General features: G+C 65.9%; 22 protein-coding genes and 1 tRNA gene. 19 read left to right on the top strand and 4 right to left on the bottom strand.

Annotated elements, in window-relative coordinates:
- The first annotated feature begins 28 nt into the window (after positions 1-28).
- From gltB to VLI63_RS00900, 5 genes are all read left to right on the top strand, one after another.
- Positions 29-4,612 carry a glutamate synthase large subunit gene (gene gltB, locus VLI63_RS00920; RefSeq protein ID WP_409155028.1) on the top strand — a complete coding sequence of 1,528 codons (4,584 nt, stop codon included), beginning with the start codon at positions 29-31 and terminating at the stop codon, positions 4,610-4,612.
- Positions 4,605-6,059 carry a glutamate synthase subunit beta gene (locus tag VLI63_RS00915; protein WP_409155027.1) on the top strand — a complete coding sequence of 485 codons (1,455 nt, stop codon included), beginning with the start codon at positions 4,605-4,607 and terminating at the stop codon, positions 6,057-6,059. The genes gltB and VLI63_RS00915 overlap by 8 nt, the downstream gene beginning before the upstream one ends.
- 53 nt (positions 6,060-6,112) lie before the next feature.
- Positions 6,113-7,558: a pyruvate kinase gene (gene pyk, locus VLI63_RS00910; protein WP_409155026.1), complete on the top strand. Its 1,446-nt coding sequence runs from the start codon at positions 6,113-6,115 to the stop codon at positions 7,556-7,558.
- Positions 7,559-7,666: 108 nt separating this feature from the next.
- Positions 7,667-7,939, top strand: a complete 273-nt coding sequence (locus tag VLI63_RS00905) for a hypothetical protein (RefSeq protein ID WP_185203882.1) — start codon at positions 7,667-7,669, stop codon at positions 7,937-7,939.
- Positions 7,940-7,941: 2 nt separating this feature from the next.
- Positions 7,942-8,838, top strand: coding sequence for an FHA domain-containing protein (locus tag VLI63_RS00900; protein ID WP_409155025.1), 897 nt, complete (start codon positions 7,942-7,944; stop codon positions 8,836-8,838).
- Between the two features lie 84 nt (positions 8,839-8,922).
- On the opposite strand, the gene VLI63_RS00895 is transcribed toward VLI63_RS00900, so the two are convergent.
- Positions 8,923-9,258 (bottom strand): ATP-dependent DNA ligase, encoded by a 336-nt coding sequence (locus tag VLI63_RS00895; protein WP_409155024.1) that lies wholly within the window; start codon positions 9,256-9,258, stop codon positions 8,923-8,925.
- A 55-nt stretch (positions 9,259-9,313) separates the two neighbouring features.
- Complete coding sequence (locus VLI63_RS00890) at positions 9,314-9,940, bottom strand: DUF2510 domain-containing protein (RefSeq protein ID WP_409155023.1); 627 nt, start codon at positions 9,938-9,940, stop codon at positions 9,314-9,316.
- A gap of 89 nt (positions 9,941-10,029) precedes the next feature.
- Here VLI63_RS00890 and VLI63_RS00885 point away from each other — a divergent pair, with 89 nt between their 5' ends.
- The gene (locus VLI63_RS00885; RefSeq protein WP_409155022.1) at positions 10,030-10,830 is read left to right on the top strand and encodes a class I SAM-dependent methyltransferase; all 801 of its coding nucleotides are present in this window, start codon (positions 10,030-10,032) and stop codon (positions 10,828-10,830) included.
- A gap of 30 nt (positions 10,831-10,860) precedes the next feature.
- Here the strand turns inward: VLI63_RS00885 and VLI63_RS00880 are convergent.
- A tRNA-Leu gene (locus tag VLI63_RS00880) sits at positions 10,861-10,943 on the bottom strand.
- 39 nt (positions 10,944-10,982) lie between these two features.
- On the opposite strand from VLI63_RS00880, the gene VLI63_RS00875 reads away from it, so the two are divergent.
- Together VLI63_RS00875 and VLI63_RS00870 are read left to right on the top strand one after the other, a co-directional pair.
- Entirely contained in the window at positions 10,983-11,588 is a 606-nt protein-coding gene (locus VLI63_RS00875; RefSeq protein WP_185203877.1) for an ANTAR domain-containing response regulator, read from the top strand.
- Between the two features lie 93 nt (positions 11,589-11,681).
- Complete coding sequence (locus tag VLI63_RS00870) at positions 11,682-11,819, top strand: hypothetical protein (RefSeq protein WP_409155021.1); 138 nt, start codon at positions 11,682-11,684, stop codon at positions 11,817-11,819.
- A gap of 3 nt (positions 11,820-11,822) precedes the next feature.
- On the opposite strand, the gene VLI63_RS00865 is transcribed toward VLI63_RS00870, so the two are convergent.
- Entirely contained in the window at positions 11,823-12,248 is a 426-nt protein-coding gene (locus VLI63_RS00865; protein WP_409155020.1) for a hotdog fold thioesterase, read from the bottom strand.
- Positions 12,249-12,302: 54 nt separating this feature from the next.
- Between VLI63_RS00865 and polA the strand changes: the two genes are divergently transcribed.
- The 11 genes from polA (at position 12,303) to rpsA (ending at position 25,082) form a co-directional block, all read left to right on the top strand.
- A complete protein-coding gene (gene polA, locus VLI63_RS00860; RefSeq protein ID WP_409155019.1) occupies positions 12,303-14,981 on the top strand; it encodes a DNA polymerase I in 2,679 nt (892 codons plus the stop codon).
- Between the two features lie 356 nt (positions 14,982-15,337).
- Positions 15,338-16,099, top strand: coding sequence for a DeoR/GlpR family DNA-binding transcription regulator (locus tag VLI63_RS00855; protein WP_185203874.1), 762 nt, complete (start codon positions 15,338-15,340; stop codon positions 16,097-16,099).
- An 8-nt stretch (positions 16,100-16,107) separates the two neighbouring features.
- Entirely contained in the window at positions 16,108-17,049 is a 942-nt protein-coding gene (locus VLI63_RS00850) for a 1-phosphofructokinase family hexose kinase (protein ID WP_409155018.1), read from the top strand.
- A 62-nt stretch (positions 17,050-17,111) separates the two neighbouring features.
- The gene (locus VLI63_RS00845; RefSeq protein WP_409155017.1) at positions 17,112-18,344 is read left to right on the top strand and encodes a PTS transporter subunit EIIC; all 1,233 of its coding nucleotides are present in this window, start codon (positions 17,112-17,114) and stop codon (positions 18,342-18,344) included.
- A gap of 31 nt (positions 18,345-18,375) precedes the next feature.
- On the top strand, positions 18,376-18,684 hold the full coding sequence (locus tag VLI63_RS00840; RefSeq protein WP_185203871.1) for a PTS lactose transporter subunit IIB: 309 nt from the start codon (positions 18,376-18,378) through the stop codon (positions 18,682-18,684).
- A gap of 3 nt (positions 18,685-18,687) precedes the next feature.
- On the top strand, positions 18,688-19,152 hold the full coding sequence (locus tag VLI63_RS00835) for a PTS sugar transporter subunit IIA (RefSeq protein WP_354575442.1): 465 nt from the start codon (positions 18,688-18,690) through the stop codon (positions 19,150-19,152).
- A gap of 5 nt (positions 19,153-19,157) precedes the next feature.
- Positions 19,158-20,198 carry a zinc-dependent dehydrogenase gene (locus tag VLI63_RS00830; protein ID WP_409155016.1) on the top strand — a complete coding sequence of 347 codons (1,041 nt, stop codon included), beginning with the start codon at positions 19,158-19,160 and terminating at the stop codon, positions 20,196-20,198.
- Positions 20,199-20,246: 48 nt separating this feature from the next.
- A complete protein-coding gene (locus VLI63_RS00825) occupies positions 20,247-20,516 on the top strand; it encodes an HPr family phosphocarrier protein (protein WP_354575444.1) in 270 nt (89 codons plus the stop codon).
- Between the two features lie 43 nt (positions 20,517-20,559).
- On the top strand, positions 20,560-22,245 hold the full coding sequence (locus VLI63_RS00820) for a DUF885 domain-containing protein (RefSeq protein WP_409155015.1): 1,686 nt from the start codon (positions 20,560-20,562) through the stop codon (positions 22,243-22,245).
- Positions 22,246-22,412: 167 nt separating this feature from the next.
- Positions 22,413-23,384, top strand: a complete 972-nt coding sequence (locus tag VLI63_RS00815; RefSeq protein ID WP_409155014.1) for an epimerase — start codon at positions 22,413-22,415, stop codon at positions 23,382-23,384.
- A gap of 252 nt (positions 23,385-23,636) precedes the next feature.
- Entirely contained in the window at positions 23,637-25,082 is a 1,446-nt protein-coding gene (gene rpsA / locus VLI63_RS00810; protein ID WP_185203865.1) for a 30S ribosomal protein S1, read from the top strand.
- The last annotated feature ends 54 nt before the right edge of the window (positions 25,083-25,136 follow it).

The following is a 25,136-nucleotide window of genomic DNA, read 5'->3' as shown; positions in this document are numbered from 1 at the left end:
GACGTAACTTCGTGAGGACGGTTTCACCATGGCACTCACGCCAGCTTTTTCCCGCTTCAGCACCACTCCCGCCGCGACCGGAATGTACGACCCGCGCCGCGAAAAGGATGCCTGTGGCCTCGCGATGGTCGCGACCCTGCGTGGTACCGCCGGGCACGACATCATCGACCTGGCCCTCGGTGCCCTGCGCAACCTCGAGCACCGCGGTGCCATCGGGTCGGACGCAGGCACGGGCGATGGCGCGGGCATCGTTACGCAGATTCCGGATGCCTTCTTCCGCGCGGTCTCCGGCATCTCGCTCCCGCCCGTCGGTGAGTACATCGCCGGCACGGCCTTCCTGCCCGTCGACGACGACGAACGCGCCTCGATCAAGCAGGCATTCGCCGCCCTCGCCGAGCAGGAGCACCTCACGGTGTTGGGCTGGCGTGAGGTTCCGGTGCGTCCGGATGGGCTCGGCAACCTCGCTCGTGAGGCGATGCCCTTCTTCGAGCAGGTCTTCGTCGCGAGCACGCTCGGCTCCGTGGGCGCACCGGTACGGGGCATCGCTCTCGACCGCCAGTCTTTCCGGCTCCGCAAGCGGGCCGAGCGCGAACTCAATGCCTACTTCCCCTCACTGAGCTGCCGCACCATCGTCTACAAGGGCATGGTCACGACCCTTCAGCTCGAGCCCTTCTACCCCGACCTCTCCGACGAGCGGTTCGCGTCGAAACTCGCCCTCGTGCACTCCCGGTACTCGACCAACACCTTCCCGTCGTGGCCGCTCGCCCAGCCCTTCCGCATGATCGCCCACAACGGCGAGATCAACACGGTGCAGGGAAACCGCAACTGGATGCGCGCACGGCAGTCGCAACTGGAGTCAGAGCTGCTCGGTGACCTGGCGCCGATCCTGCCCATCGTCACGCCGGGCGCAAGCGACTCCGCGTCCTTCGACGAGGTCGTCGAACTGCTGAACCTCGGTGGCAGGTCGCTGCCGCACGCGATGATGATGATGGTGCCGGAAGCCTACGAGAACCAGCTGGACATCGATCCAGCCCGTCGCGACTTCTACGAGTACCACTCGATGCTCATGGAGCCGTGGGACGGCCCGGCCGCCCTCGTCTTCACCGATGGGTCACTCGTCGGCGCCACGCTCGACCGCAACGGACTGCGCCCCGGCCGCTACCTCGTCACCGACGACGGTCTCGTCGTGCTCGCGAGTGAGATCGGTGTTCTCGACATCGCCCCCGAGCGGGTCGTGCGAAAGGGTCGGTTGCGCCCGGGCAAGATGTTCCTCGTCGACACGGAGGCCGGCCGCCTCATCGAAGACGACGAGATCAAGAGCGAGCTTGCGGCATCCGAGCCCTGGGGTGCCTGGCTGGATGGCGGTCGCATCAACCTCAAAGACCTGCCGGAGCGCGAACACATCGTTCACACCCCCGCCTCGGTCACCCGTCGCCAGCGCACCTTCGGATACACCGAGGAGGAGGTGCGGATCCTGCTGAAGCCGATGGCGGAGAACGGCGCGGAACCCCTCGGGGCCATGGGCTCCGACACCCCGATCGCCGTGTTGTCGAAGCGACCCCGACTGCTTTTCGACTACTTCACCCAGCAGTTCGCCCAGGTGACGAACCCGCCCCTCGACAGCATCCGCGAGGAGGTCGTCACCTCGCTCAAGCTGGGTCTCGGCCCCGAGCGAAACCTCCTGGATGCCACTCCGGAGCACGCTCGCCAGGTGATCCTCGACTTTCCGGTGATCGACAACGATGAACTGGCCAAGATTCAGCACATCGCGCCCAAGTCCTCTCGCCAGGCCTTCAACCCCACCCGCACGATCAAGGGGCTCTACCGCGTCGACCAGGGCCCGAAAGCCATGGAGCAGCGCATCGCCGCTATGTGCGAAGAGGTCGATACCGCCATCGCCGACGGGGCCCTGTTCATCGTGCTGTCGGATCGCGACTCCAACAAGGACTTCGCCCCGGTGCCGTCGCTGCTCATGCTCGCGGCGGTACATCATCACCTCATCCGGGCCGAGAACCGCATGAAGGTCGGGCTCATCGTCGAGGCCGGGGACGTGCGGGAGGTGCATCACGTCGCGCTCCTGATCGGCTATGGCGCGTCGGCGATCAATCCCTACCTCGCCATGGAGTCCGCCGAGGAGCTCGTGCGCAGTGGCATGATCTCCAGCATCGACGCGCAGAAGGCCGTCAAGAATCTGATCAAGGCCCTCGGCAAGGGCGTGCTCAAGATCATGTCGAAGATGGGCATCTCCGTCGTCGGCTCTTATGCCGGTGCGCAGGCCTTCGAGGCGGTCGGACTCGACCAGGCATTCGTCGACCAGTACTTCACCGGAACCTCGAGCCTGCTCGGCGGGATCGGCATCGACGTGATCGCCGCGGAGAGTGCGTCACGCCACCTGGCCGCCTACCCGGAAGACGGCGCGATCAACGCGCACGAACGGCTCGCCATCGGCGGGGAGTACCAGTGGCGCCGTGAAGGCCCGCCCCACCTCTTCAACCCGGACACGGTCTTCAAGCTGCAGCACGCGACCCGGTCACGGCGTTACGACATCTTCCGCCAGTACACGAAACTCGTGGATGAGCAGGCCACCCACCTCATGACACTCCGCGGGCTGTTCTCGCTGCGCGATGGTGTGCGGCCCGCCGTACCCATCGACGAGGTGGAGTCAGTGGCCTCCATCGTCACCCGGTTCTCCACCGGTGCCATGAGCTACGGCTCGATCAGCGGCGAGGCGCATGAGACCCTGGCCATCGCCATGAACAGCCTCGGAGCGAAGAGCAACACGGGGGAGGGCGGCGAAGACACCGCGCGTCTCCTCGACCCGGAGCGCCGCAGCGCGATCAAGCAGGTCGCGTCCGGTCGATTCGGTGTCACCAGCATGTATCTCACCCATGCCACCGACATCCAGATCAAGATGGCACAGGGGGCGAAGCCCGGCGAGGGCGGCCAGCTGCCGTCGAACAAGGTCTACCCCTGGATCGCGAAGACCCGTCACGCAACCGCCGGTGTCGGCCTCATCAGCCCCCCGCCGCATCACGACATCTACTCGATCGAAGATCTCAAGCAGCTGATCTTCGACCTCAAGCGAGCGAATCCGGATGCCCGGGTGCACGTCAAACTGGTGAGTCAGTCGGGCATCGGAGCCGTCGCCGCCGGCGTCACGAAGGCCCTCGCGGACGTCGTGCTGGTCTCCGGTCACGATGGGGGCACCGGCGCGAGCCCGCTCAACTCGTTGAAGCACGCGGGAACGCCCTGGGAGCTCGGCCTCGCCGAAACCCAGCAGACGCTGATGCTCAATGGCATGCGCGGACGCGTCGTCGTGCAGGTGGACGGCCAGATGAAGACCGGACGTGACGTGATCGTCGCCGCTCTGCTCGGAGCCGAAGAATACGGCTTCGCGACCGCTCCCCTCGTGGTCTCCGGGTGCATCCTCATGCGCGTGTGTCACCTGGACACCTGCCCGGTCGGCGTCGCGACCCAGAACCCCGAGTTGCGCAAACGCTTCACCGGAAAGCCGGAGTTCGTCGTGAACTTCTTCGAGTTCCTCGCGCAGGAGGTGCGGGAGTATCTCGCCGAGCTCGGGTTCCGGTCGATCGAAGAGGCGGTCGGGCACTCCGAGCTTCTCGACGTCAACCGCGCGATCGACCATTGGAAGGCCGATGGATTGAACCTCGCGCCGATCCTCGACGGCCCGGTCTTCGGTGCGGACGAACCGCGATCCAACGTCTCCCAGCAGGAGCACGAGCTCGATAAGCACTTCGATGTGGAGCTGATCCGGCAGAGCGCGGGCGCGCTGCAGAGTGGCGAGCCCGTGGCCATCTCCCTCCCCATCCGCAACACGGAGCGTGCCGTCGGCACGATGCTCGGGCACGAGGTCACCCTTCGTCACGGGGAGAACGGCCTGCCAACCGGCACCATCGACATCACCCTGCGCGGAACCGCTGGTCAGTCCTTCGGTGCGTTCGTGCCGAGCGGCATCACCCTGCGACTGGAGGGGGACAGCAACGACTACGTCGGCAAGGGTCTCTGTGGCGGCCAGATCATCGTGCGCCCCGATCGCAACAGCAGCTTCCCGGCGGAGCGCAATGTGATCGCCGGCAATGTGATCGGCTACGGTGCGACGCAGGGCAGCCTGTTCCTTCGCGGCATCGTGGGGGAACGCTTCCTCGTGCGTAACTCCGGGGCGACCGCGGTCGTCGAGGGGGTCGGCGATCATGCCCTCGAATATATGACCGGCGGGCTTGCCGTGATCCTCGGCGGCACCGGGCGTAACCTCGGCGCCGGTATGTCCGGTGGCACCGCCTACGTCTTCGACCTCGCTCCCGAGCGGGTCAACCGCGATGCCCTCGCCTCGGGCGAGCTCGAACTGCTGCCGCTGGGCGCGGGCGATGTCGAGATCGTCACAGACCTGCTCCAGCAGCACCTCGCACAGACGGATTCGGCAGTCGCGGCCCGGATGCTCGAGAACCTCGACGAGTCGATGGCCCGGTTCGTCAAGGTTCTGCCCCGCGACTACGCCGCGGTCATCGCGACGCGCGCGACCGCGGTCGAAGAGGGGCTCGACCCCGACGGGGATGTTGTCTGGTCTCGGATCATGGAGGTAACCGGTGGCTGATCCCAAGGGATTCCTGAAGACGCGTGAGCGGGAGCTGCCCGCGCGGCGCCCGGTCGCGCTGCGGCTGATGGACTGGAAAGAGGTCTACGAGCAGGGTGATGCCGCAACCGTGCGCAAGCAGGCGGGTCGCTGCATGGACTGCGGCATCCCCTTCTGCCACCATGGCTGCCCGCTCGGCAACCTCATTCCCGAGTGGAACGACCTCACCTGGCGTGGGGAGGGCCGACAGGCCATCGAGCGTCTGCATGCCACCAACAACTTCCCCGAGTTCACCGGTCGGCTGTGTCCCGCCCCGTGCGAGTCGTCGTGCGTCCTCGCCATCAACCAGCCCGCCGTGACCATCAAGAACGTCGAAGTCGCGATCATCGACCAGGCCTTCGCCAACGACTGGGTGGAGCCGCATCCCCCCGAACGCCTCACCGGCAAGACGGTCGCGGTCGTCGGCTCCGGCCCCGCCGGCCTCGCCGCGGCCCAGCAGCTCACCCGTGCCGGTCACACCGTCGCGGTGTTCGAGCGGGACGACCGCATCGGCGGTCTCCTCCGCTACGGCATCCCGGACTTCAAAATGGAGAAGCGTCACATCGAGCTGCGGCTGAAGCAGATGCAGGCCGAGGGCACCCGTTTCCGGGCGGGCGTGAATATCGGCGTCGACATTCCCTGGGACGACCTGAGGGCGCGCTACGACGCGGTGGTGGTCGCCACCGGAGCCCTCAAGCCGCGCGACCTCCCCATCCCCGGGCGCGACCTCTCCGGCGTGCACTTCGCGATGGACTACCTCGTGCAGCAGAACCGGGTGGGCGCGGGCGACGTGATCGTCGATCAGCTCACCGCGGATGGCAAGCATGTCGTCGTGCTCGGTGGCGGCGATACCGGAGCGGACTGCATCGGCACGGCGCACCGCCAGCAGGCGCTCTCCGTCACCAACCTGGCCATCGGACTTCAGCCGCCCCACGAACGCCCGGAGCACCAGCCCTGGCCGATGTCCCCGACCCTTTTCGAGGTGTCGAGTGCGCACGAAGAGGGCGGCGAGCGGGTCTACCTCGCGTCCACGGTGGAATTCCTCTCCAACGACGCCGGAGAGGTTCGCGCCATCCGCGTCGCGGAGACCGAATACCTCGACGGTCGTCGAGTTCCGAAGGCGGGCACCGCGCGGGAGATCCCGGCGGATCTCGTCCTTCTCGCTCTCGGATTCACGGGAACGGAGAGCGATGCGCTGGAGTCCCAGTTGCGCCTCCCTCTCGAGCGTGGAAACGTTGAGCGCGATGCCGATTACCAAACGAGCGAATCCGGCGTGTTCGTCGCCGGCGACGCGGGCCGGGGCCAGTCCCTCATCGTCTGGGCCATTGCGGAGGGGCGAGCCGCCGCCGCCGCCGTGGACCGCTTCCTCGAGGGCGACACCGAGCTCCCGTCCCCTGTCGCCCCGACCGACCGCGCCATCGCGATCTAGGGCTCCCCTTCCTCTCACTCTTCACGAGTTCTTCCCACAACAGAAAGAAACACATGAGACGCGCAAAAATCGTCGCAACCCTCGGTCCGGCAACGGCCAGCTATGAAAACATCCGTGCCATCGTGGATGCCGGAGTTGATGTCGCCCGGATGAACCTCAGCCACGGCAGCTACGACGTGCATGAGGAGGTCTACGCGAACATCCGCAAGGCGAGTGCCGACTCCGGACGTGCCGTCGCCGTGCTCGTCGACCTGCAGGGCCCGAAGATCCGCCTCGGCAAGTTCGCGAACGGGCCCCACGATCTCGCCGTCGGCGACATCTTCAAGATCACCATCGAAGACGTGCTCGGTACCAAGGAGCTCTCGGGCACCACCTTCAAGGGCCTGCCCAACGACGTAAAGCCGGGCGACCCCCTTCTCATCGATGACGGCAAGGTCAAGCTCAAGGTCATCTCGACCGACGGCACCGTCGTCACCACCGAGGTCGTCGTCGGCGGAGCGGTGTCGAACAACAAGGGCATCAACCTGCCCGGTGTCGCTGTGAACGTTCCCGCGCTGTCCGAGAAGGACGAGGCGGATCTCCGCTGGGGCCTGAAGCTCGGCGCGGATCTCATCGCGCTCTCCTTCGTGCGCAACGCCGACGACATCGTGCGCGTGCACGAGATCATGGCCGAAGAGGGCGTCAAGGTGCCGGTGATCGCCAAGGTCGAGAAGCCGCAGGCCGTTGACAACCTCGAAGCCATCATCGACGCCTTCGACGGCATCATGGTCGCGCGTGGAGACCTCGGAGTGGAACTACCGCTCGAGGCGGTCCCGATCGTTCAGAAGCGCGCGGTCGAGCTCTCGCGTCGCATGGCTAAGCCGGTCATCGTCGCAACCCAGATGCTCGAATCCATGATCTCGAGCCCGATCCCGACCCGCGCAGAGACATCGGATGTCGCGAATGCCGTGCTCGACGGAGCAGACGCCGTGATGCTGAGCGGCGAGACCAGCGTGGGGGAGTACCCCGTGATCACCGTGCAGACCATGGCGCGCATCATCACCTCCACCGAGGAGCACGGGCTCGAGCGCATCGCGCAGCTCGGTACCAAGCCGCGCACCCAGGGCGGAGCGATCACCCTCGCCGCTGCCGAGGTAGCGGAGTTCGTCGGGGCCAAGTTCCTCTGCGTGTTCACCGAGTCCGGGGATTCGGTGCGACGGATGTCCCGGCTGCGCAATCGCATCCCCATCATCGCCTTCACGCCGGAGGAGCGCATCCGCAATCGCCTCGCGTGGGTGTGGGGCACGGAGACCTATCGTGTGGAGCGCAAGACCCACACCGATGAGCTGTTCGGCCAGGTCGATGACATCCTGATCGGTCACAACCGTGCCGTCGTCGGCGAAAAGGTCGTGGTCATCGCCGGGTCCCCTCCCGGAATCTCCGGAGGCACCAACGATATGCGGGTACACCGAGTCGGCGATGCCCACAACGCGGTAGCGCCGGCTTACGCCGCAGAGTGACTTCGAGCGCCCCGTAGTCGGGGATGAGGCTGGCTGTCGGCTGTGAAATCCGTGGCCAGCCTCACCGTCTCGGTACGGTGAAACCAACCACTCGGGAAGGATTTCATCGTGACTGACTCACAGCAGGTTTCGGGCCCATTCGACGACTCAGCGGGACCGGAGGGTCGTAGTATCAGCGACTGGACGGATCTCGGACGGGAGATGTGGTCGTACCTCACCGGTCGTGGTGCAGCGGTCAACTACAGCTTCATCGACATGACCGTCGAGGTGCCCCGGGACATCGGTCCTGACGCCCCGCGCGCCACCTGGAAGCTCAACGGCACGCTGCGGGTCACCACGAGTGACGACCAGGCCGCCGGCGCAGACCAGCACCGCAACTGATCATGGTGGCCGTTCCCCGGCTGGAGATCGACCTCAGCTTCTCGCTGGATGAGCCGCACGTCGACGGCACGGGCGCGGATGCCGCTCACGCCCTCGAGGGCACGGTCACGGCGGCAGGCACCGATATCCAGATCTTCGCGAATCACCCCGAAATGCTGATGCAGGGGCGCAGTGTCAAGCTCGCCGACATCCGCACGCTCGCTCAGGAGATCGCGGGGTACGGCCTGTCCATCACCCTGACCGGACCCGATGGGGTCATCGCGCGGATCGGCGATGTGAATGCCCCGGTGGTGCAGCGTGTCGTGACCGGCTCACCGCACATCAGGCTCGGGAGCGCGGCGGCGGTCGCTCCGCTGCTTCGGCGGCGCGGCAACGCCGCGCCCGCAGTACCCCTCCCTCCGGCTACCCTGTTCCCGCTGGTGCCCACGGTGAGCCGTCGCATTCGACGCACGGTCACCACCACGCACTACCTGCCGGGTTCCGGTCGACCTCGGCTGATCTTCGTCATCGGCTCGAAGAACTGGAACGGCCAGATGCCGCGGGAGTTCGATCTGCTTCCCGACGGCACGACCATCGGCTCCGGAGCCGAGGCCGACCTCCAACTCGAGGGCCTGAGTCCCGTGCACGCGGAGATTCGCCACACGAAAGACGACGAGTACGTGCTCTATCCCATCGGCGAGCTGAGCGGAAGTTCACGTCTCGCCGACGCGGGCGGGCGGAAGGATGGTGGGCAGGTTCTCCGCACCGGCACCCGGATCGAGCTCGGAAAGTGGAAGATGGCGTATTTCCGGGAGGAGTTCGCGGACCACGGCCGACCCTACGGAGGGCGTGTCGGCGGAGAACTCGCCCGGCAGAAGCCGCAGGCAGACCCTCGGCCGGGGCGATCCTCCACGCGGTAGCCAGCTCGACGCGGTAGCCAGCTCGACGCGGAAGCCGGGTCTACGCGGGCGCCAGGTCGGACGCAAGCCGGGTCAGCGCTGGAGCTAGGTCGGACGCAAGCCGGGCAATGCAGTGCTTTCGGCGATCGGCTCGCTCGAGAACTGCAGGCCCCCGGCACTGTTGGCGGAAAGCATGAGCGTTTCGATCCAGTCCCGGTTGAGGGACGGGGCTCTGCTCCCGGCGAATCGATAGACGATGGCGCTGCCCTGGGCGAACCAGATCGAGCTGCGACCGCTGCCGCTCTCGGCAGAGTTGGTCCAGGTGAAGAGGAAGCTCTCTCGCCGCCGGAGTTTGGCCGTGATGACCACCTGCAGATGCATGAGCGACCGGTCGTCGAAACCGATCTCCGTGCCCGAATTGCCGTACAGCAGACTACCCATGAGGGTGCTCCAAAGTTTTGGCAACCCTAGCGCTGTTTGAACAACGCGAATGTTCTCAGCTCGAGAGCGGGGTCGTACCGACCAGGTCGGCCACGAACATGCTGAATTTCACCACGTTGATCACGATGACGAACACCGTGATGGCGACCCAGACCCAGAGCGGGGCCCTGCCGTGACCCGCGCGTCGACCGACGATCACGGAACGCCCGATCACGTAGACCCCTCCGCTGAAGAAGGTCCAGGCCCAATGGAATGGACGATCGTAGCCGTCACGCAACAGTCGCTTCCGGTCGAAGTAGGCGAGCACCACCGCGCCGCCGTAGACGATCCAGCCGAGCACGAGGCTCGTGATGTATCCCGGGTCCCGGTACATCGCGAGTGGGTCCGAGGAGGATGCCACTAGAGCGGACAGGTTGATCGTGAGTAGAGTCACGATGCCGAGTAACGGAAGCAGGGCGATGACCCAGATGAACACGTTATACACCGGAGTGTTGGCGGGCACGGTCAGCGGTGCCGGTCGGAGCGAATACGGTGCGACTCCGGATGCCGGCGTGCCGGGGCTCACCCGTTCTGTCCAGGCCGCACCGTCCCACCAGCGCAACTGGGGGGCACCGGTATGGTCCGGGTACCAGCCGGCGGGCGTGTTCTGGACCGGTGGAGAAGGTGTTGGCAGGTCGGTCACGAGTTCTCCAGCGGTGTCGTCACGGGTAGTGGGCGAGCACCAGCCTAGCCACGCCCCGCAGTTCAAGGCCGACCAACGAGGAGCGAAAAATGACTGAGGATGCCCGATCGAGCCTGTTCCAATCGGATTCGATCGCCGAAAACTACCGCCACTATCTCCTGCCGACGGTCTTCGAGCCGTGGGCGCGACACCTGGTGGAGACCGTCGCGCCCCGGCCGGGCCTGACCGTGCTCGATGTCGCCTCGGGCACCGGGGCGGTCGCCCGGGCCGCTGCGACGGCGGTGGGACCGACCGGCCGGGTGATCGCGAGCGATATCAGCCCTGGAATGCTCGCCGAAGTGTCTCGCGGCGCAGATCCGGAAGGCGCGCCGATCGAGACTCTGGAGGCACCGGCGACAGCCATTCCGCTCGAGGACGACTCGGTGGACATGGTCCTCTGCCAGCACGGCCTCCCCTTCGTGCGCGACCAGGCGGCCGCCCTCGCCGAGATGAAGCGGGTGCTTCGTCCGGGCGGCAGCCTCGGCATCGTCGTGTGGGTCGCCGCCATGCGCCTGGAGCCCTTCGACAGCTACGGAGACGCCCTGCGAGACGAGGGCATCGACGAGCCGTTCACCCGGGCCTGGGACTTCGACTCATTCAAGATGACCCGGGCGAAGCTCGTGAAAATACTCGCGGGGTTCGAGAGCACCACGATCGAGACCACCTCGTTGCGCCTCGATTGGCCGAGTGTCGACGATGCGGTCAACGGCATCTTCGGTACACCCTACGGACCGGTGCTCTCCGCACTCATGCCCGAGCGACGCGATCACGCGGTGTCGGCGCTGAGGGACTGGATGACGGCCTCGCCGCATCCGCTCGTCACCGCGTTCGTCGCGACGGCTACGGCCTGACCGACGGCGCCCTGCGGTCGTGCCCCATCGTGCCGGTGGTGGGACTCGAACCCACACGCCCTTTCGAGCAAAGCATTTTGAGTGCTCCGCGTCTGCCATTCCGCCACACCGGCGCACGATACCGAGCCCAAGAATACCGTAGGGTTGTGATCGTGCCAGACCAGGAAAACGCTACTCAGACCCCCCGCCGTGTGGTGGTGGCCGAGGATGAGTCGCTCATCCGCCTCGACATCGTCGAAACGCTTCGAGACAACGGCTTCGAGGTCGTCGGTGAGGCCGGCGACGGGGAGACCGCCGTCGCCCTGGCCACGGAGCTGCGACCGGATCTCGTGATCATGGACGTGAAGATGCCGCTCCTCGACGGGATCTCCGCCGCCGAGCGTCTCACCAAGAACCACATCGCACCCGTCGTCCTGCTCACCGCCTTCAGCCAGAAGGAGCTCGTCGAGCGGGCGACCGAGGCCGGCGCCCTCGCCTACGTCGTCAAGCCGTTCACGCCCAACGACCTGCTTCCGGCGATCGAGATCGCCCTTGCGCGCTACGCGCAGATCATCACCCTCGAGGCCGAGGTCACCGACCTCGTCGAACGCTTCGAGACCCGCAAGCTCGTGGATCGCGCCAAGGGCCTCCTCAACGAGAAGATGGGCCTCACCGAGCCGGAGGCCTTCCGCTGGATCCAGAAGGCGTCGATGGATCGTCGCCTCACCATGCACGATGTCGCACAGGCGATCATCGAGCAGCTCTCCGCCAAGAAGTAGCGCGCACCTCCGCCGGCGTCGACGCGCGCTTCTGCGCGGGCAGCTTTTTTCGTTGCCGGTGATGCCCAGAGCGGAGATCCCGGACGACACGCCGTGCCTGCCGCCTGCTGCGCGGCGTGGCTGCGCGGGGTTCCGCTGTGGGGCATCCTCGCCGCAGGCACCATTGACCAGAAGCCGCGAAACCTCAGCACCGACGCGGTGGACGCCGCCGAAGCCGGCCCCGCCCCGTGAGTCTCAGGCGTCGCGCAGGAAGTTCGTCATGCGCACGGTCGACAGTCGTCGACCCTGCTCGTCCCGCATCACGATTTCGTGTGTGGCGAGGGTGCGACCCAGATTGAGCGCGACGCACGTGCCGGTGACGATTCCGGACGTGATGGAGCGACTGTGGGTCGCGTTGATCTCGATGCCGACCGCGATGCGACCTGGGCCGGCATGGATCGCGGATGACACGGATCCGAGAGTCTCGGCGAGTACGACATGCGCGCCGCCGTGAAGGAGCCCGACGACCTGCGTGTTGCCTTCGACGGGCATGGTCGCGACGGACCGTTCGGCCGAGAGTTCGAGGAATTCGAAGCCCATCTTCTGGGCGAGCGCACCGCCGCCGGAGTTCACCAGCCGCTCAACCAGTTCCGGGTCGAGATCGTCGGGGATGATGGTCATCGTCTTCTTCCTGGCGGGCTGCGGGGTGTCGGCGGCCGCGGATAGGCTGGCTTCGTGCCGGACAACGAAAAGCCTACCCTCCTCGTTATCGACGGGCATTCGCTTGCCTTCCGGGCGTTCTACGCCCTGCCCGTCGACAGTTTCCAGAACCGGGAGGGGCAGCACACCAACGCGATCCACGGGTTCATCTCGATGATGCTGAACCTGCTGCAGAAGGAGAAGCCGACCCATCTCGCGGTGGCTTTCGACATCTCGCGCTACTCGTTCCGCACCCGCGAATACCCCGAATACAAGGGCACCAGGGGCGAGACTCCGGCGGAATTCATCGGCCAGATCCCCCTCCTCGAAGAGGCGCTCCACGCGATGGGCATCACCACGATCTCGAAGGAGGACTACGAGGCCGACGACATCCTCGCCACCCTCGCCTCGAAGGGAGCCCAGGAGGGATTCCGCGTGCTCATCGTCTCCGGCGACCGGGACGCGATCCAGATGGTGAACGACGACGTGACCCTGCTCTACCCGAACGCCCGCGGGGTGTCGGAGCTCAAGCGTTACGACCGGGATGCCGTGTTCGAGCGGTACGGCATCGAACCGCACCAGTACCCGGATGTCGCCGCCCTCGTCGGCGAGACCAGCGACAATCTCATCGGCATCGACAAGGTGGGGGAGAAGACCGCCGTCAAGTGGATCACCCAGTACGGCGGGCTCGACGAGGTGCTCGCCCACGCGGATGAGATCAAGGGCGTCGTCGGGGAGAAGCTCCGTGAGCAGCAGGACCGTGCCATCCGCAACCGAAAGCTCAATCACCTGCTGACCGATGTCGAATTGCCTGTCGGCCCCCACGATCTCGATCGGCGGCCGATCGACGAAGCGGCCGTGCGCGAGGTCTTCGACAAGCTGCAGTTCCGAACGCTGCTCGACCGCGTGCTGAAGATCGCCGCGGCGGCAGGTGACCCGGTCTCATTGGAGTCCACCGGCGAGGGTTCCGCTGCCCCGGTATCGGAGATCCCTGGCGTGCGCACGATGATCGACGAAGAACTCGGCCACTGGATCGCGACGGTGACGGCGAAGGGAACCCGCGCACTCGGCCTCCACCTCGACATCGGTCAAGAGGGCATCACCGGATTCGGGCTGGCGACGGCGGACGACTCCGCGTATGTGCCGTGGGCTGCGGGTCGCCCGGACTATGACGCCCTCGCCGCGTGGCTCGCGTCCCCCGCTCCGAAGTACCTGTTCGACTACAAGCCGGCCCTCAAGCGCCTTCAGAAGGCCGGCCTCTCCCTCGACGGCGTCGCCTTCGACACGACCCTTGCCGCGTGGCTGCTGAAGCCCGGCGGTCACGACCAGCCCCTCGCGGAACAGGTCTACACGCACCTCGGCGAGCACCTGGCCGAACCGGATCCCAACCAGCTCGTGCCGGAAACGGATGCGGTGAGTGCGGCAACCCAGGCCTGGTACGTCTTGCGGCTCTCGGAGTACCTGACCGAACGGCTCGACGAGGGATCGCTGCGCGTGCTTCGCGAGATCGAGCTGCCTCTCGTCCCCGTCGTCTCGGCGATGGAGTCGACGGGCATCACGGTGAATCCGGGCATCCTCGAGCGGCTCAATCGCGAGCTCGGAGAGACGGCGGCGGATCTGGCCTCGCGCGCCTACGCGGAGATCGGCGGCCGGGAGATCAACCTCGGGTCACCCAAGCAGCTGCAGCAGGTGCTTTTCGAGGACCTGCAGATGCCCAAGACCCGGGCAAACAAGACCGGGTATTCGACGGATGCCGCCTCCCTCGCCGACCTCCAGGAGCAGAATCCACATCCCTTCCTCGACCTGCTGCTGCAGCATCGGGACGCCACCAAGCTTCGACAGATCGTCGACACGCTGGAGAAGGCCATCGCGGACGACCACCGGGTGCACACGCGCTACGACCAGACCGGCACGAGCACGGGCCGCATCTCCTCGACCGACCCGAACCTGCAGAACATCCCGGTGCGCACGTCGGTGGGCCGTGAGATCCGCACCGCCTTCGAGTGCGGGCCGGAGTTCACGACACTGCTCACCGCCGACTACTCGCAGATCGAGATGCGGATCATGGCACACCTCTCCGGGGACGCCGGACTCATCGAAGCTTTCAACTCCGGCGAGGACCTCCACCGTTTCGTCGGCTCCCGCATCTTCGGCGTCGACCCGGCGGACGTGAGCTCAGCGATGCGCACCAAGGTCAAGGCGATGTCGTACGGACTCGCCTACGGCCTCAGCGCTTTCGGGCTGAGCAAGCAGCTGCGTATCGAGAACTCCGAGGCGAAGCAGTTGATGACCGACTACTTCGAGCGCTTCGGCGCCGTGCGCGACTACCTGCGGAGTGTCGTGGACCAGGCGCGCGAAGACGGCTACACCGAGACGATCTTCGGTCGTCGCCGCCCGTTTCCCGACCTCGCATCCAACAACCGGGTTCTCAAGCAGAACGCGGAGCGCGCCGCACTCAACGCGCCGATCCAGGGATCGGCCGCTGACATCCTCAAGATCGCGATGCTCGGGGTGGCCTCGGACCTCGACGAGCGGGGGCTCGAGTCACGGCTGCTGCTCCAGGTTCACGACGAACTGGTCTTCGAGGTGGCCCCGGGCGAGCTCGATGTGCTCACCGCGGTCGTCACCGATCGAATGGGGCACGCCGCAGATCTCGCGGTGCCGCTCGAGGTGCAGATCGGCCTCGGGGCGAACTGGGACGCCGCCGCTCACTGAGGGCCCAGCCCGCTGACCTCCCCGCCCGCTGAGGGCTCCGCCCGCTGACGGCCAGCCCACCGAGGCCTCCGCCCACTGATGGCTCTGGAGCAGCCGTCTCGCGTCCAACTTCGCGCGTCGAGCTCCGCGAGACTTCAGCATCCCCTCTTCGCGCTCCGGTGTGACAGTCGCGCCTTCGCGTTCGGGTGCGGGTGTCACTCGATGGCGCACCCTCGGTGGAGTGACGTCATGGCCCCGGCGATTCGCGACACGCCGCGCCTGTGAATGGCATGTGAGTTGACAAGCGGACACAAACGGACTTATATAAACGCAGAACAACATTTCCGATGTTGTTATGTCCACGACAAAGAGGTCCGATGTACGCTCCTGAGCGACACAAGCAGATCCTGGAGACTGCGCGGTCCTTCGGCCGCGTCGAGGTCGCCGGACTCGCGCGTGACCTCGCGGTGACACCGGAGACCGTGCGCCGTGATCTCACAGCCCTCGAGCGCCGCGGGGTTCTCCGTCGGGTACACGGGGGCGCGATCCCGGTCGAACGTTTCGGTAACGAACCGGATGTCGCGGACCGCGAGGCTCACTCCACCGGGCAGAAGGAACGCATCGCCCGCGCGGCCCTCGAAGAGCTCCCCGACGGCGGCTCGATCATTTTGGACGCCGGAACGACGACGGTGCGTCTCGCGCAACTGCTTCCCACCGACAGGGAGCTCACCGTCGTCACCCACTCGATCCCCGTCGCAGCGATCCTCACGGGACGATCCAACATCAACCTGCACCTTCTCGGCGGTGTCGTCCGCCCTCGAACGCTGGCCGCGGTAGGGGAGTGGACCAAGGCGCAGATCGTCGATGTCTTCGCGGATGTCGCCTTCATGGGCACCAACGGGATCAGCGTGGAACGAGGGCTCACCACGCCCGATATCGCCGAGGCCACCATCAAGCGCGCCTTGATCGAGGCGTCCCGACGCGTCGTCGTGCTCGCCGACCACACCAAGTTCGGCCGCGAGGACTTCGCTCGTGTTGCGCCACTCAGTGTGGTGGACACCATCATCACGGATGTCGGTCTGGATGTGGAGTTCGCCGAGGACATCGAGAGTGCCGGCCCGACGGTGGTGATCGTGTGATCGTCTCCGTGACCCTGAATCCGAGCCTCGACCGCACGGTCGAGGTGGATCGTCTCGAGCGCGGTGCTGTTCTCCGCACCTCCGCACCGACGCTGGAACCCGGCGGAAAGGGCGTCAACCTCACCAGGGCACTCTCGCGTAACGGCATCGACAGCATCGCGGTGCTGCCGGTCGGTGGTCCGGAGGGCGCCGAGCTGAGCGCTCTGTTGGATGCTGCAGGAGTGGCAACCCGGCTCGTGCCGGTGCACGGTCGCACCCGGTCCAACCTCACCGTGTCAGAGCCCGATGGCACCGCGACCAAGTTGAACGAGCCGGGTACCCCGCTCTCCACCGCCGATTTCTCCGTGCTCGCCACCGTGCTAGCCGGGCTGGTTTCGCCACGCGACTGGGTGGTCTTCTCCGGGAGCATCCCTCCGGAGTGCTCCGCCGACCAGCTCGTAGCGCTCATGACGTCCGTCACGGACCTCGGAGCATCCCTCGCCGTCGACACCAGCGGCGATGCCCTCACCGCCTCGATTTCGGCCCGGCCACGGGTGATCAAGCCCAACCGTGCCGAACTCGCGGAGGCGGTCGGGCGTGAGCTGGGCTCCATTTCCGAAGTGATCGTCGCAGCGGAAGAGCTTCGTTCACTCGGCGTAGAGCGCGTTCTGGTGAGTCTCGGTGCCGATGGCGCCGTCCTTGTCGGTGAGCACGGGGCGATCGTCGGTGAATCGACAGTGCTCGAGCACCGCAGCACCGTCGGAGCCGGCGACTGCTTCCTCGCCGGTTTCCTTTCCATATTCTGCGCCGACGAATCGGATGAGGAATCGGCTCTGGTCGAGGCTCTCGCCTGGGGTGCGGCCGCAGTCGGTCTTCCGGGCACCTCCGTTCCCGGTCCGGGCGACATCGCCTACTCAAACGTCCATCTGGTGTGGCAGCCGGATTTGGATCGGCCACTCGTGGCCACCTGATTACCCGCCGAACCCCCACCCATCCGTACAGTCCTGATCCGTACAAAGGAGTACCACTAGAAATGTCCGATTACACTCCCGTGGCCGCCGGTACCGGCGCCCGCGCACGCATCCAGCGGGGTGGTGCATTCCTCGCCGGAATGATCATGCCGAACCTCGGTGCGTTCATCGCCTGGGGCCTCGTCACTGCCCTCTTCATCCCGAATGGCTGGGTCAACGAAATCGCCCGTGCGACCGGTGCGGTCGCGAAGGATGGCGTCGTGCCGTTCGCCAGCCAGGCATCGACCATCGTCGGCCCGATCATCGTGTTCCTGCTTCCGATCCTCATCGGTTACACCGGTGGTCGCACGGTTCACGGCCAGCGAGGTGCCGTCGTCGGCGCGATCGCGACGATCGGTGTCATCGTGTCGCCGCTCGCGCTCGGTCTGGCTGCGGCAGGGGCCACTCCGCCGAAGTCGATCGCCGACCTCGGTCCCCAGTTCCTCGGGGCACTCATCATCGGCCCGCTCGCAGCCCTGCTGCTCAAGTGGATCGACAGCATGATCGACGGAAAGCTCCGGGGCGGTTTCGAGATGCTGGTGGATAACTTCACCTCGGGAATCGTCGGAGGCTTCTCCGCGCTCGTCGGCGTGTTCGCCCTCGGCCCGGCCGTGTTCTGGCTGACCACCGTGTTCGCGAACTTCGTGGACGCCCTCATCAACGCGAAGCTGCTTCCCCTCGCCTCGATCATCATCGAACCGGCGAAGATCCTGTTCCTCAACAACGCGATCGGTAACGGCGTGCTCGTTCCGCTCGCGGCGAAGCAGGCGGCCGGACCGGATGGCAAGTCCATCCTGTTCATGCTCGAGTCGAACCCCGGCCCCGGCCTCGGCATCCTCGTCGCGATGATGCTCTTCGGACCGATCGCCATCCGCGCGACCGTGCCGGCGGCGATCGTCGTGCAGTTCCTCGGCGGCATCCACGAGATCTACTTCCCCTATGTGCTCATGAAGCCGATCCTGCTCATCGCCGCCATCGCGGGTGGAGCCTCCGGTGTGCTCATGTTCAGCCTGTTCAACGACGGACTGCTCGCTCCGGCGTCGCCGGGAAGCATCTTCGCCTACATCCTCGTGGCCTACCCGGGTGATCTTCCGACCATCCTTCTCGGAATCCTCGTGTCTGCGGGCGTAGCGTTCATCGTGGGAGCCGCATTGCTCGGCTTCGGTCGCAACCAGAACAGCGGACTCGACCTCGAGGCCGCCAAGGAGCAGAGCGCGCGCAACAAGAACAAGCCGGCGACCGCCCCCGTCGCCTGACCCGCAGTACAAGACTCAAGGAGAATCACCCATGGCAACAATCGACGGATCGAGCATCAAGAAGCTCATCGTTGCGTGCGACGCGGGAATGGGCAGCAGCGTGATGCTGGCCTCGACGCTGAAGAAGCAACTCGCGAAGAACGGAGTGACGGTGGAGCATTCCCCCGTCGCGTCGATTCCGAGCGACGCCGACCTGGTGTTCACCCACACGGGACTGGCCGACAGGGCACGGCACACCGTGCCGGATGTTCCGGTCGTGCCGTTCCAGCTGTTCCTGGGTGACCCTGCCGTCGCCAAGATCGTCAAGGCCATTCAAAACGGCGAGACCTTCGAGGCGTAGAAGATGACAGACGAAACCGCTCCCGCCCTGTCGACGCTGCTGGCCGAGTCGTCCATTCGACTCGACCAGTCAGCGAAGAACCAGGAAGACGCGATCAGGCAGACCGGAGCAGCCCTGCTGGAGGCCGGCGCGATCGACGCCTCCTACATCGAGGCCATGCTCGAACGCGAGCGGTCGGTTTCCACCTTCGTCGGGGAGGGTGTCGCGATTCCTCACGGCACCCTCGCCGGCAAGGACTCGGTGAAGAACGATGCACTCGTCGTTCTCCGCTTTCCGGATGGCGTGGACTGGGACGGCAACGATGTGCGGGTCTGCGTCGGCATCGCCGCCCGCGGCAACGGGCACATCGCCCTGCTGTCCCAGCTCGCCACCGTGCTTCTCGACCCGGACAAGGCCGCGGCGCTCCGAGCGGCCACCACGAGTTCCGAGGTCTATGAGCTTCTGAAGCCCGACCCGGAAGACGAGTAGGACGCGTGAAGGTAGCGAGGTTCTACGCACCCGGCGACATCCGGCTGGAAGAATTAGCCGAACCGCAGGTCTCTGCGGGTGAAGTGAAGATCCGGGTGCGCAACTGCTCGACCTGCGGCACTGACGTCAAGATATCCCGTTCAGGTCATCCCAACATGACCCCGCCGCAAGTGATGGGGCATGAGATCGCCGGTGAGATCGTGGATGTCGGGGACGGCGTCGAGGGCTGGGCCGCGGGAGACCGCGTGCAGGTCATCGCGGCGATCCCGGATGGCACCTGCCCCGACTGCCTGGCCGGTCGCCAGACCGTCTGCCCACACCAGTTGTCGATGGGCTACCAGTTCCCCGGTGGTTTCGCGGAGTTCATGATCGTGCCTCGTGAGGTCTTGCGAGTGGACGGGCTCAACCGCATCCCCGAGGGTCTCGGCTTCGCCGAGGCCAGCCTCGCCGAACCCCTGGCCTGCGTGCTCAACGGCCAGGAACTCGCCAGGGTCGGAGCCGGCGATGTGGTCGTCGTCATCGGATCCGGCCCGATCGGTTGCCTGCACGTGCGACTCGCGCGGGCGCGCGGCGCCGCTCAGGTGATCCTCGTCGATCTGAACGCCGCCCGGTTGAAGAAGGCCGCCGATCTCGTGAAACCAGACCTCGCGATCGCCTCGGAATCGACGGACCCCGTCGCGGCGGTACTCGACGCAACCGGCGGCCGGGGAGCGGATGTCGTGATCACCGCGGCCGCATCCGGAGCCGCGCAGGAGCAGGGGCTGTTGATGCTCGCACGCCGTGGGCGCCTCAGCCTGTTCGGCGGACTCCCGAAGGACCATCCCACCATCACCGTCGATTCGAACCTCGTGCACTACCGTGAACTCACGATCGTGGGTGTGAACGGGTCGAGTCCCGCCCACAACAAGCAGGCCCTGGAATTGATCGCGTCCGGAGCCGTGCCGGTGACCGATCTCATCACCCATCGCCTGCCCCTCGACGAGGTGCTCGAGGCCATCGAAATCGTCGCTCGCGGCGACGGCATCAAAGTCACGATCGAACCCTGAACCATCCACTGTCGACCTCTCGCAGCACTGAACACCAAGGAGCCAGAAATGCCTGAACGTACCGTCACCGTCGCCTCCAGCGTCGGACTCCACGCCCGCCCCGCATCGCTTTTCAGCCAGGCCGCCGCGAAGGTCGGGGTGCCGGTCACCCTCACGAGCGCCGCCGGTAAGACGGTGAATGCGGCCAGCATCCTCGGTGTGCTTTCGCTCGGAATCGGACACGGTGAGGTGGTCACCCTCAAGGCTGACGGTGACGAGGCCGAGACGGCCCTCGATTCACTCGCCGAGCTTCTGAACACCGATCTCGACAAAGAGTGACGTCGCTCTGATCAGGAGGGACCGACTGTTCTAGGCTCGGGGAATGACTGATGCAGACCAGGCCCACGAGGCCCGTCCCACCACCCCCATCGATGCGATAGCCGAGACCTGGGTCGATACCGAGCTCGATCTCTTCCCGGAGTATCGCGTGTACCTCGGCCGCGAAGGACACGAGGGCGAGTACGCCGACTACTCGCCGGAGGGCGCCGAGCGGGTGATCTCGGAGGTCAGGAAGACCCTCGCGAGCATCCAGGCCGCCACTGCCGTGGATGCGGTCGATGAGGTCACCAAGATGGACCTCAGCCGTGAACTCCAACTCCAGATCGACAAGCACGAGGCCGGATTCGGCCAGCGTGATCTCAACGTCATCGCGTCCGCACCGCAGAGCCTCCGAGACATCTTCGACCTGATGCCGACCGACACGGAAGAAGACTGGTCGCACGTCGCCACGCGGATGCGTAACCTCCCGGCCGCCATGGACGGCTACATCCGTACCCTGCGAACCGGTATCGCCGCTGGAAATGTGCCGGCCATCCGCCAGGTGCGGGAGGTCCTGGCGCAGGCGGCCAAGCAGGTGGCCGATACCGGTTTCTTCTATCGGCTCGCCGAGGGAGCGCGGGCGGGAGACAGCGATCTTCCCGTGTCATTGCGCGGCGATCTCGCGGCAGCGGCACGCGACTCCGCCGGCGCCTACGCGAGCCTCTCCGACTTTCTCCAGAACGAGCTCGCCCCGCACGCACCGGAACGCGATGCCGTAGGCCGCGACATCTATACGCTCGCCTCGCGTGACTTCCTCGGCGCCGTCGTCGACCTCGACGAGACCTACGAATGGGGCATCGAGGAACTCGCCCGGATGACGGCGGAGCAGGAGTCGATCGCCCGCGAGATCAAGCCCGGCGCGACCGTATTGGAGGCGATCGCCTTCCTCGACCAGGATGCGAGTCGCAAGCTGCATGGCACGGATGCCCTGCAGAAATGGATGCAGGAGACCAGCGACCGCGCCGTGGAGGAGCTCTCGCGGGTGCACTTCGACATCCCCGCCGAGGTTCGTCGGCTCGAATGCATGATCGCCCCGACCCAGGAGGGCGGCATCTACTACACGCCTCCCACCGACGATTTCTCCCGGGCGGGACGTATGTGGTGGAGCGTTCCGGAAGGCGTCACCGAATTCGACACCTGGCGCGAGCTCACGACCGTGTACCACGAGGGAGTGCCAGGGCATCACCTGCAGATCGGCCAGGCCGTCTACAACAAGGCACTGCTCAATACCTGGCGTCGCAATGCCGGAACGTCGGGGCACGCCGAGGGCTGGGCGCTCTACGCGGAACGCCTGATGGAGCAGCTCGGATACCTCGATGACCCCGCCGACCGGCTCGGCATGCTCGATGGACAGCGGATGCGCGCTGCCCGGGTGGTGCTCGACATCGGGGTGCACCTGGAAAAGACGCTTCCCGACGGCTCGGGCCCCTGGACCGGCGAATATGCCTTCGGATTCCTCGGCGAGAACGTCAACATGAGCCCGGAGTTCGTGCGGTTCGAAGTCAACCGCTACCTCGGCTGGCCCGGACAGGCGCCCTCCTACAAGATCGGGCAGCGGATATGGGAACAGCTTCGCGACGAATATGCCCGTCGCGAGGGAGCGGCCTTCGACATCAAGGCGTTCCACAAGAAGGCCCTCGACATCGGCGGTGTCGGCCTCGACACGCTGAAGGCGGCTCTGCTCGCGTAGCATCCCCACCGTCGGCAAGGTCGGGTGTCGCCCGGCGTTCCGCGGATTCAGGTGGCGGTGATGTCGCCGATCGAGCAGTTCTTTCTGGACGGCTCGATCGGCGACCCGCCGCCGCGCGGGAGTTCGACGACCCTTCTCCTCAGACCAACACAGGATCGAGAAATCCCATGACCGAGACCTTTGCCGACCGGATCGTGATCGCCGGGGCATCCGGGTTCATCGGACGCTATCTCGCCGATTCGTTCCGTGCCGCCGGCGCATCGGTGCGGGTCATCGGACGTGACGGCGCGGACGCCACGTGGGGAGACACCGCCGCCATCGTCGACCTGATCGACGGGGCCGACCTGCTCATCAACCTCGCAGGGAAGAGCGTCAACTGCCGCTACACCGCGGCCAACCGGGCCGAGATCCTGCGCTCCCGGGTGCAGACGACGCGGGAGCTCGCCGAGGCGATTCGCGGGTGCCAGAATCCGCCCTCGCTCTGGATCAATTCATCGACCGCGACGATCTACCGGCATGCCGAAGACCGACCGATGACCGAGTCGACCGGCGAGCTCGGCGAGGGCTTCTCGGTGGACGTTGCACGGGCATGGGAGCAGGAGTTCTTCGAGGGCGAGTTGCCGGGCACGCGGCGAGTCGCGCTTCGGATGGCGATCGTGCTCGGTGACGGCAGCGCCCTGCGCCCGCTCATCGCGCTGGCGCGGCTGGGCCTCGGGGGAGCACAGTTGGATGGTCACTGGTTCGCGAGTCCCGCCCGACGCGCGGCCGGCACGTTCCACGAGAACCAGGGGAGTGAGGGCCGCCAGAAGTTCAGCTGGATTCACCTGGCCGACGTGCTCGGCATCATCCGTTTTCTTCGGGGACATCCCGACATCGACGGTGCCGTCAACCTGAGCTCTCCACACCCGAGCGATAACCGCACCGTGATGCAGACCATCCGGGATGTCGTGGGGATGCCGTTCGGGCTTCCGGCGGCACGCTGGATGCTCGAGATCGGTTCGGCCGTCATCAGGTCCGAGACCGAGTTGGTGCTCAAGAGTCGCTGGGTGCTTCCCGAGCGGCTCACCAGGGCCGGCTACACCTTCGAATATCCCGAGCTGCGGCCCGCCCTGCGCGCAATAGTCGCCGCGCGCCAGTGACCCCGTGGGTCACCAGAGCGCGCCGATCCGTCGATAAGTGCTGACCGGGTAGCGCCAGGGAGCAGAAAGGGACGGGTGCAACGCGCGGATCGGGCCGGGTGGCGCGGGTCATTGGGGGGCTATAGACTGAAATGTCGCAATTCTGTGGCAATCCATCCGCCTGCCAGTCGCGGAAAACACACGAAATACTTCGCAAGACAGCACGTCCCTGCGGCAGGCCCAAATAAATGTCCATCCTGGAGCAACTACTACATGACAATCGTAACGACCGACAAGGCGCCCAAGCAGGTCGCAATCAACGACATCGGATCTGCTGAAGACTTTCTCGCCGCGGTCGAAAAGACTCTCAAATTCTTCAACGACGGAGACCTCATCGAGGGCACCGTCGTCAAGATCGATCGTGACGAGGTCCTCCTCGACGTCGGTTACAAGACCGAGGGTGTAATCCCCTCCCGTGAACTCTCCATCAAGCACGACGTGGACCCCACCGAGGTCGTCCAGGTCGGCGATGTGGTCGAAGCCCTCGTCCTCCAGAAGGAAGACAAAGAAGGCCGGCTCATCCTCTCCAAGAAGCGCGCTCAGTACGAGCGTGCGTGGGGCGATGTGGAGAAGATCAAGGATGCGGACGGCGTCGTCACCGGTTCGGTCATCGAGGTCGTCAAGGGCGGTCTCATCGTCGACATCGGACTCCGCGGATTCCTCCCGGCCTCGCTCATCGAGCTGCGCCGCGTGCGCGACCTCACGCCGTACCTCGGCCAGGAGATCGAGGCCAAGATCCTCGAGCTCGACAAGAACCGCAACAACGTTGTGCTTTCTCGCCGCGCGCTCCTCGAGCAGACCCAGTCCGAAAGCCGCACGACGTTCCTCAACAACCTCGCCAAGGGCCAGGTCCGTAAGGGTGTCGTCTCGTCGATCGTCAACTTCGGTGCGTTCGTCGACCTCGGTGGCGTCGACGGTCTCGTCCACGTCTCCGAACTCAGCTGGAAGCACATCGAGCACGCCTCAGAGGTCGTCGAGGTTGGCCAGGAGGTCACCGTCGAGATCCTTGAGGTCGACCTCGAGCGCGAGCGCGTCTCTCTGTCGCTCAAGGCGACGCAGGAAGACCCGTGGCAGGTATTCGCCCGCACCCACGCCATCGGCCAGGTTGCTCCCGGAAAGGTCACGAAGCTCGTCCCCTTCGGCGCGTTCGTTCGCGTTGCAGAGGGCATCGAGGGCCTCGTGCACATCTCGGAGCTCTCGGGCAAGCATGTCGAGCTCGCCGAGCAGGTCGTTTCGGTCGGCGACGAGGTCTTCGTCAAGGTCATCGACATCGACCTCGAGCGTCGCCGCATCTCCCTCTCGCTGAAGCAGGCGAACGAGGGCGTCGACCCCGAAGGCACCGAGTTCGACCCGGCGCTCTACGGAATGCTCACCGAGTACGACGAGGCGGGCAACTACAAGTACCCGGACGGCTTCGACCCGGAGACCAACGAGTGGAAAGAGGGCTTCGAGTCCCAGCGCGAGAAGTGGGAGCAGGACTACGCTGCAGCCCAGGCTCGCTGGGAAGCCCACAAGAAGCAGGTTGCGACCGCCGACGAGATCAGCGACGCACCGGTCGCCGGAGGCTCCTCGTTCTCGAACGACGCCGACTCCGCCGGAACGCTGGCGGACGACGAGGCACTCGCGGCTCTTCGCGAGAAGCTGAGCTCCAACTCCTAAGCAGTCCCTTTCGGAACGGCCGGGCCCACGGGTCCGGCCGTTCCGTCGTTAAGC

It is taken from the genome of Lacisediminihabitans sp. H27-G8, from assembly GCF_046156175.1.
Taxonomy (GTDB): domain Bacteria; phylum Actinomycetota; class Actinomycetes; order Actinomycetales; family Microbacteriaceae; genus Lacisediminihabitans.
Note: the sequence above shows the minus strand (reverse complement) of the source record. Positions and strands in the feature narration are given on the sequence as shown.